Raw genomic sequence first — 14,096 nt, 5'->3', positions numbered from 1 at the left:
ACTACGCCTGCGCGGTCAGCATTGTGAGGAGCGCGGGCAGCCCGGCGGCCACGGCGTGCCGCTGCCGGTGCGCGCCCGTGCCCCCGTGCAGGAGCCGGTCCACCTGCCCCCGCACGAACTCCAGGTCGCCGGTCTCCGCCAGCGCCTCACCCACGTGTTCGAGGAGGGCGTCGACCCGCTGGGACGCGGGCACCTGCCGAACCAGGATCGGGTCGACCGCGGCGCCCTCCAGTCCGTCGCGGGCCGCCGTCCACACCGCCGCCGCGGCCACCTGCGCGGACAGCCGCGGCGCCGGCACCCCGCGCTCGACGTCGGCGAGCGCCCGCCGCACGAGCGCGCGCGACAACAACGCCTGCAGCACCGCCTCGTCGACGGTCAGTGCCGTGTCGGCGACGCGGAACTCGATCGTCGGCAACCGCTTCGACGGGCGGACCAGCCAGAACGACATCGACTCGTCCACCAGCGCACCGCAGTCGACGAGCCGCCCGACCTCCGCGTCGTACGCGGTGAGATCGGCGAAGTACGGCGGAATTCCGGCGCCGGGGAACCGCGACTGCTGCACGATCCGCCAGCTGCCGTAGCCGGTGTCGCGGCCGTGGTCGAACGGGGAGTTGACCGACAGCGCGAGCAGCACCGGCAGCCACGGCCGCAGGTGGTTCACGACGGCGACGGCGGTTTCCCGGTCCGGCACACCGACGTGCACGTGGCAGCCGCACGCCTCGTAGTCGGCGACCATGCCGCGGTAGAGCTCGTCGATCTCGCCGAACCGGCCGTCGTTGCCGCCGAGCGTCGCGGGCCCGGACAGGACGGCGGTGCCCGACGCGGCGATGGCGGCACCGTGCAGGCTCGCCGCCTCACGCAGGAAGCGCCGGCCGCGGGCGAGGTGCTCGCGCAGGCCTGCCGCGTCCGTGCAGATCCCGGTCGCGGCTTCGACCTGGGTGGCGCGCAGTTCCCGTTGCAGGCTGGCGCCGTCCGGCAGCGGTGGCTGCCCGTCGAGCACGCGGGCCGCACGCGGCACCGTCGCGCCCGTGGCCGGGTCGAGGAGCAGGAACTCCTCCTCGACGCCGAGGGTCAGTCCGCGACGGGTGGCAAGTCCCGGGTCGCCGGACCCTGGATGACCGAGCCGTCCGTGCCGAACCGCGATCCGTGACATGGGCAGTCCCAGGTTTTCTCGGCGTTGTTGAAGGCCACCAGGCAGCCCAGGTGCGTGCAGCGGGCGTTGACACTGCGCACGTTGCCGTCGTCGGCGCGGTAGGTGGCGACGAACTGCGTGCCGCGGCGGACCACCTTGCCCTCGCCGACGCTGGGCAGCTCGCCGGAGCCGACGGTCGCGCGCACGTGGTCGCCCACCAGGTGTTTGGTGACCTGGCCGTTGTTCTCCGCCAGCTTCAGGCCGGAGCGCAGGTCGAAGCGGTTGGGGTCGTACAGCCCGGCATAAGGGCTGCCTTCACCGCGGATCTCCTTGTCCAGCAACAGTCCCGCGGCGGTGCCGCCGGTCATCCCCCACTGGCCGAAGCCGGTGGCGACCCACAGGTGGCGGGTGCCGAGGTGGTAGCGGCCGACGTACGGCACTCCGTCCAATGTGGACATGTCGTGCGCCGACCAGCGGTGCGTGACCTTCTTGACGCCGAACGTCGCCGCGACTTCCGAGAGGCGCTGGTAGCGCTCCTCGACGTCCACGTGCTCGCCGGTGCGGTAGTGCTCGCCACCGACGATCAGCAGCCCGTCGTAGCCGCGCACGGAGTGGTGGGTGTCGGCGTCGAGGTACATGCCGTCCGGCGCGTCGCCCTCCCCCGTCACCACGAGGTCGCGCGTCGGCTCCAGCCGGGCGAAGTACAGTCCGCGGTCGAGGATCGGGTAGTGCGTGGCGATCACGACGTCCTGGGCGCGGACCTGGTCGCCGCGGACGTGGACCGTCGGGACGGGGCGCTCGTCCACGCGCTGCACACGGGCCTGCTCGATGATCGTGCCGCCGAGGCCCTCGATCGCGGCGGCCAGGCCGAGCAGCCACTTGCGCGGATGGAACTGGGCCTGGTTCGCGACGCGGACGGCGCCCGCGACGGTAATGGGCAGCTCGACGTCGGACACGAAGCTCGCGGGCAGGCCGGCCTCCTGGGCCGCGTCGGCCTCTTCCTTGAGCTTGCCGACCTGCTTGTCCTTCGTCGAGTAGACGAAACTGTCGCGGCGCTCGAAGTCGCAGTCGAGGTTCAGCTCGGCGGCGGTGCGCTCTATCCAGTCGATGGCGTCGAGCTGGCTGCGGGCGTACTGCTGGGCGCCGGCGAGGCCCTTGCGGGACTTGAGGGAGGCGTACTTGAGCGCGTGCTGGGCGGTGACCTTGGCGGTCGTGTGCCCGGAGACACCGCCCGCGACCTGCCCGGCCTCGGCGACGAGCACCGAGCGGCCCGCGTTGGCGAGCGCGTAGGCGGTGGTGAGTCCCGCGATGCCGGCCCCGATGACGACGACGTCGACCTCGGTGGGCAACGGCCGGGCGGCGCGCTCGGGCGCCGGTGCGGTGTCCACCCACAGCGAGAGGGGGTCGGGCAGCTGCATGGCCCCCGGGTGCCCACGCCCGTGCGGGTGAAACCTGGCCGGGGGCGGGGCCAGGGTGGCGGGGGCGGGGCCGGAGCGCCCCCGGCCTGGCGCGCCCACGGCGGTTGGCACGAGTGCGCATCGCCTCCGACCCGGCCCCCGTGTCCGAAAGGCGCGAATCACCGCCCCTTGCGGGTCACCACTCGCCAGTTCACGCTGCGCTTGCCTGGCTCGTACGGCGAGTCCAGGCGTTTCGCCGTGATGCCCGTCAGGCCGTTGTCGAGCGCCGCCGCGAGGACGTCCTCTCCGCCGCCCACGTAGTGTTGCGGAACGCGCCAGCTCTCCCCCTCCAGGGTGAGTTTTCGCAGCCGCTGGCGGCGGCGGGAGTACGGCTGGTCGAGCTGCGACCGGCCGTCCAGGTGAAGCACGTCGAACGGCAGGTACAGCACCGGCGTGCGGGTCACGAGGCGCTTCGCCGCGCGGGCGTCCGCGGCCTCCGCACGCCTGCTCAGCGCCGCGGGGCTCGGGCGGCCGTCCTCCATCGCGATCAGCTCGCCGTCGAGCAGCACCTCCGTCGAGCCCAGCTCCTCGCCGAGTCCCTTCAGCTCCGGGTACAGCTCCGTGATCTCGTGCCCGTCGGCGTCCCGCAGCTCCAGCCGCCCGCCCTCCACCCGGGCCTGCGCGCGCTCCCCCGCCCAGAGGAACTCGTACGCCCACTCCGCGTCATCGGCGGGGAGATTTCCCTTACGCGGCACCATCGGTTGCACGAACTCCGGCAGCTCCGCGAAATCCTTGCGCTGCGGGGGATCCAGCCGTCGGACGATCCAGTCCCGTTGTTCCTCCTGGGAATGCCGGTTGACGAACAGGTACTTGCCCCTGACCCGCGAGCCGTGCAGGACCACCTCGACCTTGTGGTCGCCCCAGTGCAGCGTCTCGTAGAAGCCGCGGTCCCAGATCTTCATCACGCCGCCGCCGTACTCGCCCGCGGGAATCGTGCCCTCGAAGGTCGAGTACTCCAACGGGTGGTCCTCGGTGTGCACGGCGAGGCGCGGCGTGTCCGGCAACGGGGGCAGACCCTTCGGCACCGCCCAGGAAACGAGCACCCCCTCGCGCTCGAAACGCACGTCCCAGTGCAGGCGGCGGGCGTGGTGCTCCTGGATGACGAACGTGTCGTCGTCGCCCTTCGGCAGCGCCTCCTCGGCAGGCACCGGCTCGGGAGTCCGCTTCGGATCCCGTTTCCGCCGGTACTCGCTCAAATCCGCCACGCCCAGCACCCTAACCCAGACGGGGGGTTGGTTTACCCGCGATCACCCCCGGGGACCCGAAGTCGCGTGACTACCAAGAACATTTTCGTCGTAGGACTGGACGAGAACAACCTGAGAACCCTGCAGCGGGTGCCCGGAGCCGAGAACTACCGGTACCACACGCTGCTCACCGTGCCCGAGATCCAGGAAGGCGAAATCCCCATCGCCGACCTGATCGACAAGGCGGTCCGGCAGCTGGACGCCTTCGACGGGAACATCGACGCGATCGTGGGCTACTGGGACTTCCCGTCCACGTCGATCGTGCCGATCCTGGGCAAGCGCTACGGCGTGCCGCACCCCAACCTGGAAGGCGTCATCAAGGCCGAGCACAAGTACTGGAGCCGCCTCGAACAGGCGAAGGTGATCGACAACCTGCCGAAGTTCGCGCTCGTCGACCTCGACGGCGACGAGAAACCGCCCGCCGACCTGTCGTTCCCCATGTGGCTCAAGCCCGTCAAGTCGTTCTCCTCGGAACTGGCGTTCCAGGCCAAGAACGAGGACGACTTCGCCGACGCGGTGGCGGAGATCCGGGACGGCATCGGGCGCGTCGGCAAACCGTTCCAGTACGTGCTCGACCACGCGCCGGAGCTGCAGCTGCCGCCGGAGGTGGCCGACGCGGGCGCGCTCGCGTGCCTCGCCGAGGAGTCGCTGACGGGTGAACAGGCCGCGACCGAGGGTTACGTCTACAACGGCGAGGTCGTCGTCAACGGCGCGCTCGACTCGATCAACTACCCCGACAGCTCGTCGTTCCTGCGCCACCAGTACCCCTCGCAGCTGCCGGAACCGGTGGTGCGGCAGATGATCGAGGTGTCGAAGAAGGTCATCAAGCAGCTGGGCCTCGACAACTCGACGTTCTCCATCGAGTTCTTCGCCCGCCCCGACACGGGCGAGGTGAACGTGCTGGAGATCAACGCGCGGCACTCGCAGTCGCACGCGGAGATGTTCGAGTTCGTCGACGGCGTGCCCAACCACCACTGCATGGTGCAGCTGGGCCTGGGCAACCGGCCGGACATGCCGCACGGGAAGGGCGAGTACCGGATCGGCGCGAAGTGGTACCACCGCCGGTTCACCGACGGGATCGTGCGCAGGCTGCCGACCGACGAGGAGATCGAGCGGATCCAGCGGGACATCCCGGGTGTGGTCGTGGACCTCGTGCCGCAGGAGGGCCAGCGACTGTCCGATATGGACGCCCAGGACAGCTACAGCTACGAGCTGGCCTTCGTCTACGTCGGCGCGGACAGCGAAGCGGAACTGAAGGAGAAGTACCAGCGGACCATCGATTCGCTGCACTTCGAGTTCGAGGACGTCCAAGAGGCCTGATGACCGATAATGGCGAAGCCGGTCATCGAGGCCGATCGGGTGCGGGTGTCCCGCAAGACACAGAGGAGGACTAGAACTTGCGCGCGGTCAGCTCCCTGCCGTACGAAATCACCGAGTCCGAGCACGTGTGGATACCGGTCTCCGACGGCACCCGGCTCGCCGCGCGGATCTGGCGGCCGGTCTGTTCCGACGACCAGCCGGTGCCCGGCATCCTCGAATACATTCCTTACCGCAAAAGGGATCTGACGGCCGGGCGCGACTCGATCCACCACCCGTACCTGGCGGGCCACGGTTACGCGTGCGTGCGCGTGGACATCCGCGGCACGGGCGAGTCCGAGGGCGTGCTGGTGGACGAGTACCTCGAACAGGAACAGCGCGACGCCGAGGACGTGCTGGCCTGGATCGCGCGGCAGCCCTGGTGCGACGGGAACACCGGGATGATGGGCATCTCGTGGGGTGGCTTCAACTCGCTGCAGGTCGCCGCCCGGCGGCCGCCGAGCCTGCGGGCGATCGTCATCTCGTCGTTCACCGACGACCGGTACAGCGACGACTTCCACTACATGGGCGGCTGCATGCTGTCGGACAACCTCGCCGAGGCCGGCACCATGTTCGCCTACAGCACGCTGCCGCCGGACCCGGCGCTCGTCGGGGACCGGTGGCGCGACATGTGGCGGGAGCGGATCGAGGCGGCGGGCCCGTGGGTCGACGAATGGCTGCGCCACCAGCGCCGCGACGACTACTGGCGGCACGCCTCGGTGTGCGAGGACTACTCGTCGGTGCGGGTGCCGGTGCTCGCGTCCAGCGGCTGGGCCGACGGCTACTCCAACGCCGTCACGCGCCTGCTGGCGAACCTCGACGTGCCGCGCAAGGGCCTGGTCGGGCCGTGGTCGCACAAGTACCCGCACCTGGGCCAGCCCGGCCCGGCGATCGGCTACCTGCAGGAGGTCGTGCGCTGGTGGGACCACTGGCTCAAGGGCGTCGACAACGACGTCATGGCAGGGCCGATGCTGCTGGCGTGGATGCAGGACAGCGTGCCGCCGTCGACGGCCTACGAGGACCGGCCCGGCCGCTGGGTCGGCGAGCCGGAGTGGCCATCGCCGCACATCAAGCCGCAGACGCTCTGTCTCGCGCCGCACCGGATCGCGCAGCCCGGTGAGGAGATCCCCGAGCGCGCGCTGAGCGTCGAGTCGCCGCTGTCGGTGGGCCAGTTCGCCGGGAAGTGGGCGTCCTACAACGCGCCGCCGGACCTGCCGTACGACCAGCGCGAGGAGGACGGCGGTTCGCTGGTGTTCGACACCGACGAGCTGACCGAGACGTGCGAAATCCTCGGCGCGCCGGTGGTGCACCTGGACGTGTGCGCGGACAAGCCCGTGGCGATGGTGGCCGCGCGGCTGTCTGACGTGGCGCCGGACGGGCGCGCCACGCGGGTCACGTACGGGCTGCTGAACCTCACCCACCGTGACGGGCACGACGATCCACAACCACTCGAACCGGGCAAGCGGTACCAGGTGGAGATCACGCTCAACGGGGTGGCGCAGGCGTTTCCGCCGGGGCACCGCATCCGGCTGTCGCTGTCCACGTCGTACTGGCCGCTGGCCTGGCCGCCACCGGAAGCCGCGCGCCTGACCGTCCACACGGGATCAAGCAACCTGACCCTGCCGGTGCGGCCGACGACGGAAACCGACGAGGTCGGCGCGCACGTGTTCGACGAGCCCGAGGGCGCGCAGCCGATCTCCACCACGCAGGTCAAGCCGACGCGGCAGAAGTGGCAGGTCTCGCGTGACCTGGTGAACTACGAGCAGACGCTGGAGATCCTCAAGGACGCGGGCACCGAGCGGTTCGACGACATCGACCTGGAGGTGTCGCGGTGCGCTTACGAGCGGTACACCTCCGTGGCCGACGACTTCGCCTCGCCCGCGGGCGAAACCGACTGGTCGATGACGTTCTCGCGCGGCGACTGGGAAGCACGGACGGACACGAAGATCCTGCTCACGTGCACTCCGGACGAGTTCGTGCTGCACGCGACGCTGGACGGTTACGAGGGCCCGCACCGGGCGTTTTCGCGGAACTGGCGGTACACCTTCCCGCGGGACCACGTGTGATCGAGCAGGAGTCCGGGTAACCCCGTCGGTGTGAAACCGAGTCTGCACGCGAGAGCCATGATCGCGGCGATGCGCCTCACCCGGCGGAAGAAGACTTTCGCCGACGTGGCCGCGCTGCATCGCAGCATGGAGCCGAGGCAGCGGCCCGACGACGCGGAGCCGCCTGCCTCGGTCCGCGAACGCGTCCTGGTGACCAAGCAGGAAATCCACGACCGGCCGGTGTACACGCTGCGGCCGCGGCGGGGCTACTCGTCGCGGCACGTGCTGTACTTCCACGGTGGCGCCTACGTGCACCAGATCCAGAAGGACCACTGGTCGTTCCTCGCGCGGCTCGTCAGCGAGACGGGTTGCACGGCGACCGCGCCGCTGTATCCACTCGCGCCCGACAACCGCTACAACGACACGATCTCCGTGATCAAGGCGGTGTACAAGGAGAAGCTGAGCGGGCTGGCGAGTGACGACCAGATCCTGATGGGCGACTCGGCGGGCGGCGGGCTCGCGCTGGTGCTCGCCCAGTCGCTGCGGGACGAGGGCAGTCCGCAGCCGAAGGAGATCGTGCTGCTGTCGCCGTGGCTGGACATCACGATGAGCGACCCGGCGCAGCTCGAATACGACCGGCACGACCCGTACCTCGCGATCAACGGCCTGCTGGAGGCCGGGCGGCTCTACGCGGGCGGGCTCGACCCCGCCGATCCCCTGGTGAGCCCGCTCAACGGCGACGTCACCGGGCTCGGTTCGCTGAGCGTGTTCGTCGGCACCCGTGACGTGCTGCTGTCGGACGCGCGCCGTTTCCGCGACAAGGCGGCGGCGCACGGTGTGCCCGTGGAGTACTGGGAGTACCCGGACATGTTCCACGCCTGGATGATCGCGAGTTTCCCGGAGGCGAAGCAGGCTTCGGCGCGCATCGCGCACCTGGTCGTCAGAGGAGGACGCGCGTGAGCGCACCGACCGCTTCCCGGCTCGACACGGTGAAGGTGGCCACGGGCGTGCTGGGCCCGACGCTGGCGGGTGGCGTGATCAAGCGCCGGCCGAAGGTAATGAGGCTGCTGGAGAAGGTGCAGGCCGACACCAGTGCCGTGCAGATCATGCAGGACCTGCGGGCGAAGTACGACGTGCCGCTGTTGCGCCTGGCGGTGCCGGGACGGTCGTTCGCGCTGGTGCTGTCGGCCGACGAGGTCGGTCACGTGCTGGCGGAGTCGCCGGAGCCGTTCAGCCCGGCGAACCTGGAGAAACGCCGTGCGCTGGACAAGTTCCAGCCGCACGGCGTGTTGATTTCGGAGGGCGGGGCCCGTGCTCGTCGGCGTGAGTTCAACGAGAAAGCGCTGGAGACGCCACAGCCGCTGCACCACCTGACGCCGCTGGTGATCGAACGGGTCCGGCAGGAGGTCGCGGCGCTGCCGACGTCCGGGGTGCTGGACTGGGACCAGTACGCGACGGTGTGGTGGCGAATCGTCCGCAGGATTGTGCTGGGCGACAGCGCCCGTGACGACGAGACGACCACGGACCTGTTGGGCCGCTTGCGGTTGTCGGCGAACTGGTCCTACCTTTCGCCACGCCACGCGGGTTTGCAGGAGCGCGTTCTGGGCCGCTTGCGGGGGCACCTCAAGCGTGCGGAGGAAGGCAGCCTGGCCGAGGTGATCGCGCGGACCCCGAAGACGGAGGACGACGATCCGGCGAGCCAGGTGGGCCACTGGCTGTTCGCCTTCGACGCGGCGGGCATGGTGGCCTTCCGCGCTCTCGCGTTGCTGGCGACGCACCCCCACGCCCGCCAGCTCGCGATCGAAGAGGCACCGTCCACACCGGACCTGCCGTACCTGAGGGCGAGCATCCTGGACACGGTGCGCCTCTGGCCGACAACCCCGGCAATCCTGCGCGACACGACGAAGGAAGTCGAGGGCCTGCCAGAGGGAACGGGGATACTGGTGTACACCCCGTTCTTCCACCGGGACGACCAGAACCTGCCCTACGCCCACAGCTTCGCGCCGGAGATCTGGCTGGACGGCAGGGCCCAGCAGAACCCGGCGCTGGTCCCGTTCAGCGCGGGCCCAGGCGAATGCCCGGCACGGAACCTGGTACTGATGGTGACCAGCATCCTCCTGGCGGCGTTGATGGAAAGCCGCGACTACCTGCTCACCTCGGGCCAACGCCTGGGCCCAGCCCACAAACAACCGTCCACACTGGACAACTTCGGCTTGACCTTCTCCGTACGCCCCAAACGCTGATGTTGGATGGCCGTCACCGGGGAGTGGAGTTGCCTTCCCATGCCGCCTCCACTGTTTGCTCCAGCAGCACCGCGATGGTCGTCGGCCCCACACCGCCTGGCACCGGGGTCAGCCAGCCGGCCACCGGCTCCGCCGACTTGAAGTCCACGTCCCCCACGTTCCCGGGGTTGTACCCGGCGTCAACCACCGCGGCACCGGGCTTCAGCCACTCCCCGCGGACGAACTCCGGCTTCCCCACCGCCGCTACCACGATGTCCGCCGTGCGCACCACCGCCTTCAGGTCCGCGGTCCGGGAATGGCACACGGTCACCGTCGCGTTGCGGGCCAGCAGCAGCAACGCCGCGGGCTTGCCCAGGATGGGACTGCGGCCGATCACCACCGCGTGCTTGCCCTCGATCTCCACCCCGTGCGCGTCCAGCAACCGCAGGATCCCGCCCGGCGTGCACGACAGGAAACCCGGTTCCCCCAGCGCCATCGCGGCGAACGAGTGCATCGTGACGCCGTCGACGTCCTTTCCCGGGGCGATCGCCTCGAACACGGCCCGCTCGTCGACGTGCGCCGGAACCGGGTGCTGCACCAGAATTCCGTCCACCGCCGGATCTTCCGACAGCTCGCGCACCTGCGCCACGGCCTCCGCAGTCGTCGTGGCAGCAGGAAGCTGCACGTGCCGTGATTCGACCCCCGCCCCCGCGCACCGCCGCTGCTTCATCCGCACGTACGTCACCGAAGCGGGGTCGTCGCCCACCAGCACCGTGGCCAGACAGGGCTTGCGGCCCGTCTTCTCCAGAAAGCTCGCCGCCCGCTTCGCGGCCCGCTCGACGATTTCGCCGGCCAGCTCGGCGCCGTTCATCAGCCTGGGCATGTCACGCTCCTCGGAAAGAGGTCGGATCACCCAGGCGCGCGGCTACAGGCCGGGCCGCTCCCCGGTGGTACTCCACCCGAACGCCAGTCACGGCCCGAAACCAGCATAACGGTTCTCAAAGCCCGCGCGGTACTTCCTTCAAATCCTTGACCAGCGCCGCGTACGCCTCGTCCCGGTCCGGGGCCCTCAGCACCGACGACGGGTGCACCGTGGGCAACACCCGTTCCGGGCACCCGCCGAACTCCTCCGGTGCCTCGATCAGCTCCCCGCGGTGCTCGGTCACCCGGAACGAAGGCCCCATCAGCGACGACGCCGCCGTCGCGCCCAGCAGTACCACCAGCTTCGGCTGCACCGCCTTCAACTCGGCCAGCAACCATGGCCTGCAGGCGACGATCTCACCCCGGGCGGGCTTCTTGTGGATGCGCTGCTTGCCCCGCTCCGAGCGGGTGAACTTGAAGTGCTTCACCGCGTTCGTGACGTACACCCGCTCGCGGTCGATGCCCGCTTCGACGAGGGCGCGGTCGAGCAGTTTGCCCGCCGGGCCGACGAACGGTTCGCCTTCACGGTCTTCCCGGTCTCCCGGCTGCTCCCCCAGCACCAGCACGTCGGCCTGCCGCGGTCCCTCGCCGAAGACCGTCTGGGTCGCGTCCTGGTACAGATCGCACCCACGGCAGGAACGGGACGCCTCCCGGAGCCGGGACAGCTCAATGCTGTCCGGCACGAACTCGGAGGCGTCCCGCCTGGTCTTCGCGGCCACGGCTCAGCTCGGCCGCTGGACGTCACCGCGCCAGGAGCCGGTCTCGCCGCCGCGGTGCTCGATGAACTCCTTGAAGCGACGCAGGTCGCCCTTCACGCGGCGGTTCAGCACGCCCAGCTTGTCGCCGACCTGCTCGACGAAGCCCTCGGGGTCCACGTCCATCTGCGCGGTGACCCGGGTGGTGGCGTCGCTCAGCCGGTGGAACGTGACCACACCGCCGTGGTTGGGGCCGCTGTCGGACTTCCACGCGACCCGCTCGTCCGGGTGCTGCTCGGTGATCGTCGCGTCGAACTCACGGGTGGCGCCACCGACCTTCGTCACCCAGTGCAGGTGCGTGTCGTCGAGCTGGCGGATCTGCTCGACGCCCTCCATGAACTGGGGGAACGACTCGAACTGCGTCCACTGGTTGTAGGCAGTGGTCACCGGGACGTCGACATCGACGGTTTCGGTGATCGTGCTCATCGAATGTGCTCCCTTCTGTGGTTCCCGTCAGCCGGGTACCTCAGCGGGAGGGGTCTACACGTCCTCGCTGGGTCTGGCGAGGCGCGTGAGCACGGCTTCGAGGTACTCCCGGGCGCGTTCGGGCTGCTCGTCGGGCTCCTGCACGGCCGCGACAAGCCCCTCGGCGAGCTCCCGCAGCTTGATGTTGGCCCGCTGGGAGGTGCCGATGAGGATGTCGAACGCCCGCGCCGAGTCGCAGCCGTACGCGAACATGATCATGCCCTTGGCCTGCTCGATCGTCGCGCGCGAAGCCATCGCGCGCTGCAGCCCGGCGGCCTCGCCCGCCAGCTCGGACAGGTGCTCGGCCTCCCGCAGCCGGGCGCTCGTCAGGTCCACGTAGTAGCCGTGCACCGCGGACGCGCTGCCGTCGGTGGTGTCGACGTCGCCCACCACGACCACCGCCCGCGTGCTGTCGTCCGCCGCCGCGATCCGCTGCTGGCAGCTGAACGGCTGCCCCGTCCGGCGGGCCCGGGTGAACACGTCCGCCAGGCCCGGCCGGTCCGCCGGATGCCCGTGCTTGGCCACGATGCCCAGGTCAGGGGTGACGGAACCGGGCTGGTAGCCGTACATGAGGTAGATCTCCGACGACCAGGACCAGGTGTCGGACAGGACGTCCCAGTGGTACATCCCGACCTGGTCGGCGCTCTGACCTGCGGGCAGCGCGGACAACGGATCCGGCTTGGTGGACATGCGTGTGTGGCTCCTGTGCAAAGCTCTCGTACACGGGTGCCACGCTGCTGGACAGTCCCAGGAAGGCAGATCATAGCCGGACGATCGTCAGGCGCCGCGCACCGATCGCCGGAAAATCCCGCCGCCGCGGGTTGCTCACGCCGAAGGCTTGAGCAGCACCTTGATCACGCCGTCGCGCTTCTGCTGGAACAGCCGGTACGCCTCGGGCGCGTCCTCCAGCGGCAGCCGGTGCGTCGCGAGGTCCTCCACGCCGAGCGGGTCGGCGTCGTCCTGGACCAGCGGGAGCACGTCGTCGAGCCAGCGCCGCACGTTCGCCTGGCCCATCCGCAGCTGGATCTGCCGGTCGAACAGCTCCATCATCGGGATCGGGTCGACCATGCCGCCGTAGACGCCGCTCAGGGAGATCGTGCCGCCGCGCCGGACCGTGTGGATGGCCGCGTTGAGCACGCTGAGCCGGTCGATGCCCGCGGTCTCGGTCACCTTCGCCGCGATCGGCTGCGGCAGGAGGTTCACCAGCTGGTGGGCGAGCTTCCCGACCGGCGCGCCGTGCGCCTCCATGCCGACGGCGTCGATCACCGAGTCCGCGCCGCGGCCCGAGGTCAGCTCCCGCACCGCGCCCGCGATGTCCTTGTGGTCACGCAGGTCGAGCGTGGTGACGTCGTAGCGCGACGCGACCGTGAGCCGCTCGGGCACCAGGTCGACGCCGATCACCTGGCCGGCGCCCCGGTGGCGGGCGATGCGGCAGCACATCTGGCCGATCGGCCCGAGCCCGAACACGACGACGCTGCCGCCGTCGGGGATGCCGGCGTACTCGACGGCCTGCCACGCGGTCGGCACGACGTCGGAGAGGTAGACGAAGCGCTCGTCGGACGGGCCCTCGGGCACCTTGATCGGGCCGTACTGGGCCTGCGGCACGCGCAGGTACTCGGCCTGGCCGCCGGGGACCTGGCCGTAGAGCTTGGTGTAGCCGAACAGGGCGGCGCCCTTGCCGTGCTCGGTGACCTGGGTGGTCTCGCACTGCGACTGCAGCCCGGTGATGCACATGTAGCAGTGGCCGCAGGAGATGTTGAACGGCACGACGACCCGGTCACCGGGCTTGAGGTTCGGCACCGCCGAGCCGACCTCCTCCACGATGCCCATCGGCTCGTGGCCGAGGATGTCACCCTCGTCGAGGAACGGGCCGAGCACCTCGTACAGGTGCAGGTCCGAGCCGCAGATCCCCGAGGACGTGACCCGGATGACGGCGTCGGTCGGCTCCTGGATCTTCGGGTCCGGCACCGTGTCCACCCGGACGTCCCGCTTGCCGTGCCACGCGACCGCCTTCATGCCCAGCCCCTTCCGTGTCCCGTTTCGGGCACCGGTTAGCCGGGCGTGGCGGCGGCAAACCTACTCGTCGAGCCAGCCGTGGTCGTGCACGAGGTCGAGCACGGCCTTGCGCACCCGCAGCACCTGCTCGGCGGTGAGCGTGGGCACGCCGGCCAGCAGCGCCTCGGTGAGCTCCTCGCGGAAGTCGAGGCCGGGCGGCAGGTAGTCGTCGTCGAGCGCGGGGCGCGAGTTGCGCACGACCCGGACGTTGGACGCCTTGGGCCCGCGCTCGCCATCCTCCACAGTGAACTCGACGACCGTGCCCGGCGCGATCAGCCGCTTGTCCACGTCGAGGTCGTTGACGTGCACGAACACGTCCTCACCGCCGCCCTCCGGCGCCACGAAACCGTACCCGCGGATTTCGTCGAACCGCACGACCTTACCCGTGACCACCACTGCAAACCCCGCCTCGGATCGAGGGCCGAGAACCGCCCCACAAGATGT

At 70.1% G+C, this 14,096-nt stretch carries 13 protein-coding genes and 1 riboswitch; of the genes, 4 read left to right on the top strand and 9 right to left on the bottom strand.

Annotation, left to right across the window (positions count from 1 at the left end; genetic code table 11):
* Position 1 precedes the first annotated feature (1 nt).
* The 3 genes from FHX82_RS23075 to FHX82_RS23065 all read right to left on the bottom strand — a co-directional run bounded on the left by FHX82_RS23075 (position 2) and on the right by FHX82_RS23065 (position 3,794).
* Complete coding sequence (locus tag FHX82_RS23075; RefSeq protein WP_145938644.1) at positions 2-1,153, bottom strand: carboxylate-amine ligase; 1,152 nt, start codon at positions 1,151-1,153, stop codon at positions 2-4.
* The gene (locus tag FHX82_RS23070; RefSeq protein WP_145938643.1) at positions 1,072-2,550 is read right to left on the bottom strand and encodes an FAD-dependent oxidoreductase; all 1,479 of its coding nucleotides are present in this window, start codon (positions 2,548-2,550) and stop codon (positions 1,072-1,074) included. Before FHX82_RS23070 ends, FHX82_RS23075 begins: the two co-directional genes overlap by 82 nt.
* A gap of 158 nt (positions 2,551-2,708) precedes the next feature.
* Complete coding sequence (locus tag FHX82_RS23065) at positions 2,709-3,794, bottom strand: DNA polymerase ligase N-terminal domain-containing protein (protein ID WP_145936568.1); 1,086 nt, start codon at positions 3,792-3,794, stop codon at positions 2,709-2,711.
* A gap of 66 nt (positions 3,795-3,860) precedes the next feature.
* On the opposite strand from FHX82_RS23065, the gene FHX82_RS23060 reads away from it, so the two are divergent.
* The 4 genes from FHX82_RS23060 (at position 3,861) to FHX82_RS23045 (ending at position 9,477) form a co-directional block, all read left to right on the top strand.
* Positions 3,861-5,153, top strand: a complete 1,293-nt coding sequence (locus FHX82_RS23060; RefSeq protein WP_145936569.1) for an ATP-grasp domain-containing protein — start codon at positions 3,861-3,863, stop codon at positions 5,151-5,153.
* A 77-nt stretch (positions 5,154-5,230) separates the two neighbouring features.
* Positions 5,231-7,255: a CocE/NonD family hydrolase gene (locus tag FHX82_RS23055; RefSeq protein WP_145936570.1), complete on the top strand. Its 2,025-nt coding sequence runs from the start codon at positions 5,231-5,233 to the stop codon at positions 7,253-7,255.
* Between the two features lie 30 nt (positions 7,256-7,285).
* Positions 7,286-8,194, top strand: a complete 909-nt coding sequence (locus FHX82_RS23050) for an alpha/beta hydrolase (RefSeq protein WP_229881429.1) — start codon at positions 7,286-7,288, stop codon at positions 8,192-8,194.
* A complete protein-coding gene (locus FHX82_RS23045; RefSeq protein ID WP_229881426.1) occupies positions 8,191-9,477 on the top strand; it encodes a cytochrome P450 in 1,287 nt (428 codons plus the stop codon). The genes FHX82_RS23050 and FHX82_RS23045 overlap by 4 nt, the downstream gene beginning before the upstream one ends.
* Positions 9,478-9,490: 13 nt before the next feature.
* Here FHX82_RS23045 and FHX82_RS23040 read toward each other — a convergent pair whose 3' ends face one another.
* The 6 genes from FHX82_RS23040 to FHX82_RS23015 all read right to left on the bottom strand — a co-directional run bounded on the left by FHX82_RS23040 (position 9,491) and on the right by FHX82_RS23015 (position 14,045).
* Complete coding sequence (locus FHX82_RS23040; protein WP_145936571.1) at positions 9,491-10,339, bottom strand: bifunctional 5,10-methylenetetrahydrofolate dehydrogenase/5,10-methenyltetrahydrofolate cyclohydrolase; 849 nt, start codon at positions 10,337-10,339, stop codon at positions 9,491-9,493.
* Between the two features lie 21 nt (positions 10,340-10,360).
* Positions 10,361-10,440, bottom strand: a riboswitch (ZMP/ZTP riboswitch).
* 14 nt (positions 10,441-10,454) lie between these two features.
* Positions 10,455-11,096, bottom strand: a complete 642-nt coding sequence (locus FHX82_RS23035) for a UdgX family uracil-DNA binding protein (protein WP_145936572.1) — start codon at positions 11,094-11,096, stop codon at positions 10,455-10,457.
* 3 nt (positions 11,097-11,099) lie between these two features.
* Positions 11,100-11,558: an SRPBCC family protein gene (locus FHX82_RS23030; protein WP_145936573.1), complete on the bottom strand. Its 459-nt coding sequence runs from the start codon at positions 11,556-11,558 to the stop codon at positions 11,100-11,102.
* 54 nt (positions 11,559-11,612) lie between these two features.
* Positions 11,613-12,287 carry a PAS and ANTAR domain-containing protein gene (locus tag FHX82_RS23025; RefSeq protein ID WP_145936574.1) on the bottom strand — a complete coding sequence of 225 codons (675 nt, stop codon included), beginning with the start codon at positions 12,285-12,287 and terminating at the stop codon, positions 11,613-11,615.
* Positions 12,288-12,422: 135 nt separating this feature from the next.
* Positions 12,423-13,613 (bottom strand): zinc-dependent alcohol dehydrogenase, encoded by a 1,191-nt coding sequence (locus tag FHX82_RS23020; RefSeq protein ID WP_145936575.1) that lies wholly within the window; start codon positions 13,611-13,613, stop codon positions 12,423-12,425.
* A 60-nt stretch (positions 13,614-13,673) separates the two neighbouring features.
* Complete coding sequence (locus FHX82_RS23015; protein WP_145936576.1) at positions 13,674-14,045, bottom strand: cold-shock protein; 372 nt, start codon at positions 14,043-14,045, stop codon at positions 13,674-13,676.
* Positions 14,046-14,096: the final 51 nt, after the last annotated feature.

This window comes from Amycolatopsis bartoniae (assembly GCF_014191255.1).
In the GTDB taxonomy this organism is placed as follows: domain Bacteria; phylum Actinomycetota; class Actinomycetes; order Mycobacteriales; family Pseudonocardiaceae; genus Amycolatopsis_E; species Amycolatopsis_E bartoniae.
Note: the sequence above shows the minus strand (reverse complement) of the source record. Positions and strands in the feature narration are given on the sequence as shown.

What these genes read in the sequence shown, in the direction of transcription:
- FHX82_RS23075 (WP_145938644.1), bottom strand. Translation starts at nt 1,153, where the DNA reads ATGTCACGGATCGCGGTTCGGCACGGACGGCTCGGTCATCCAGGGTCC.
- FHX82_RS23030 (WP_145936573.1), bottom strand. Translation starts at nt 11,558, where the DNA reads ATGAGCACGATCACCGAAACCGTCGATGTCGACGTCCCGGTGACCACT.
- FHX82_RS23040 (WP_145936571.1), bottom strand. Translation starts at nt 10,339, where the DNA reads ATGCCCAGGCTGATGAACGGCGCCGAGCTGGCCGGCGAAATCGTCGAG.
- FHX82_RS23070 (WP_145938643.1), bottom strand. Translation starts at nt 2,550, where the DNA reads ATGCAGCTGCCCGACCCCCTCTCGCTGTGGGTGGACACCGCACCGGCG.
- FHX82_RS23025 (WP_145936574.1), bottom strand. Translation starts at nt 12,287, where the DNA reads ATGTCCACCAAGCCGGATCCGTTGTCCGCGCTGCCCGCAGGTCAGAGC.
- FHX82_RS23020 (WP_145936575.1), bottom strand. Translation starts at nt 13,613, where the DNA reads ATGAAGGCGGTCGCGTGGCACGGCAAGCGGGACGTCCGGGTGGACACG.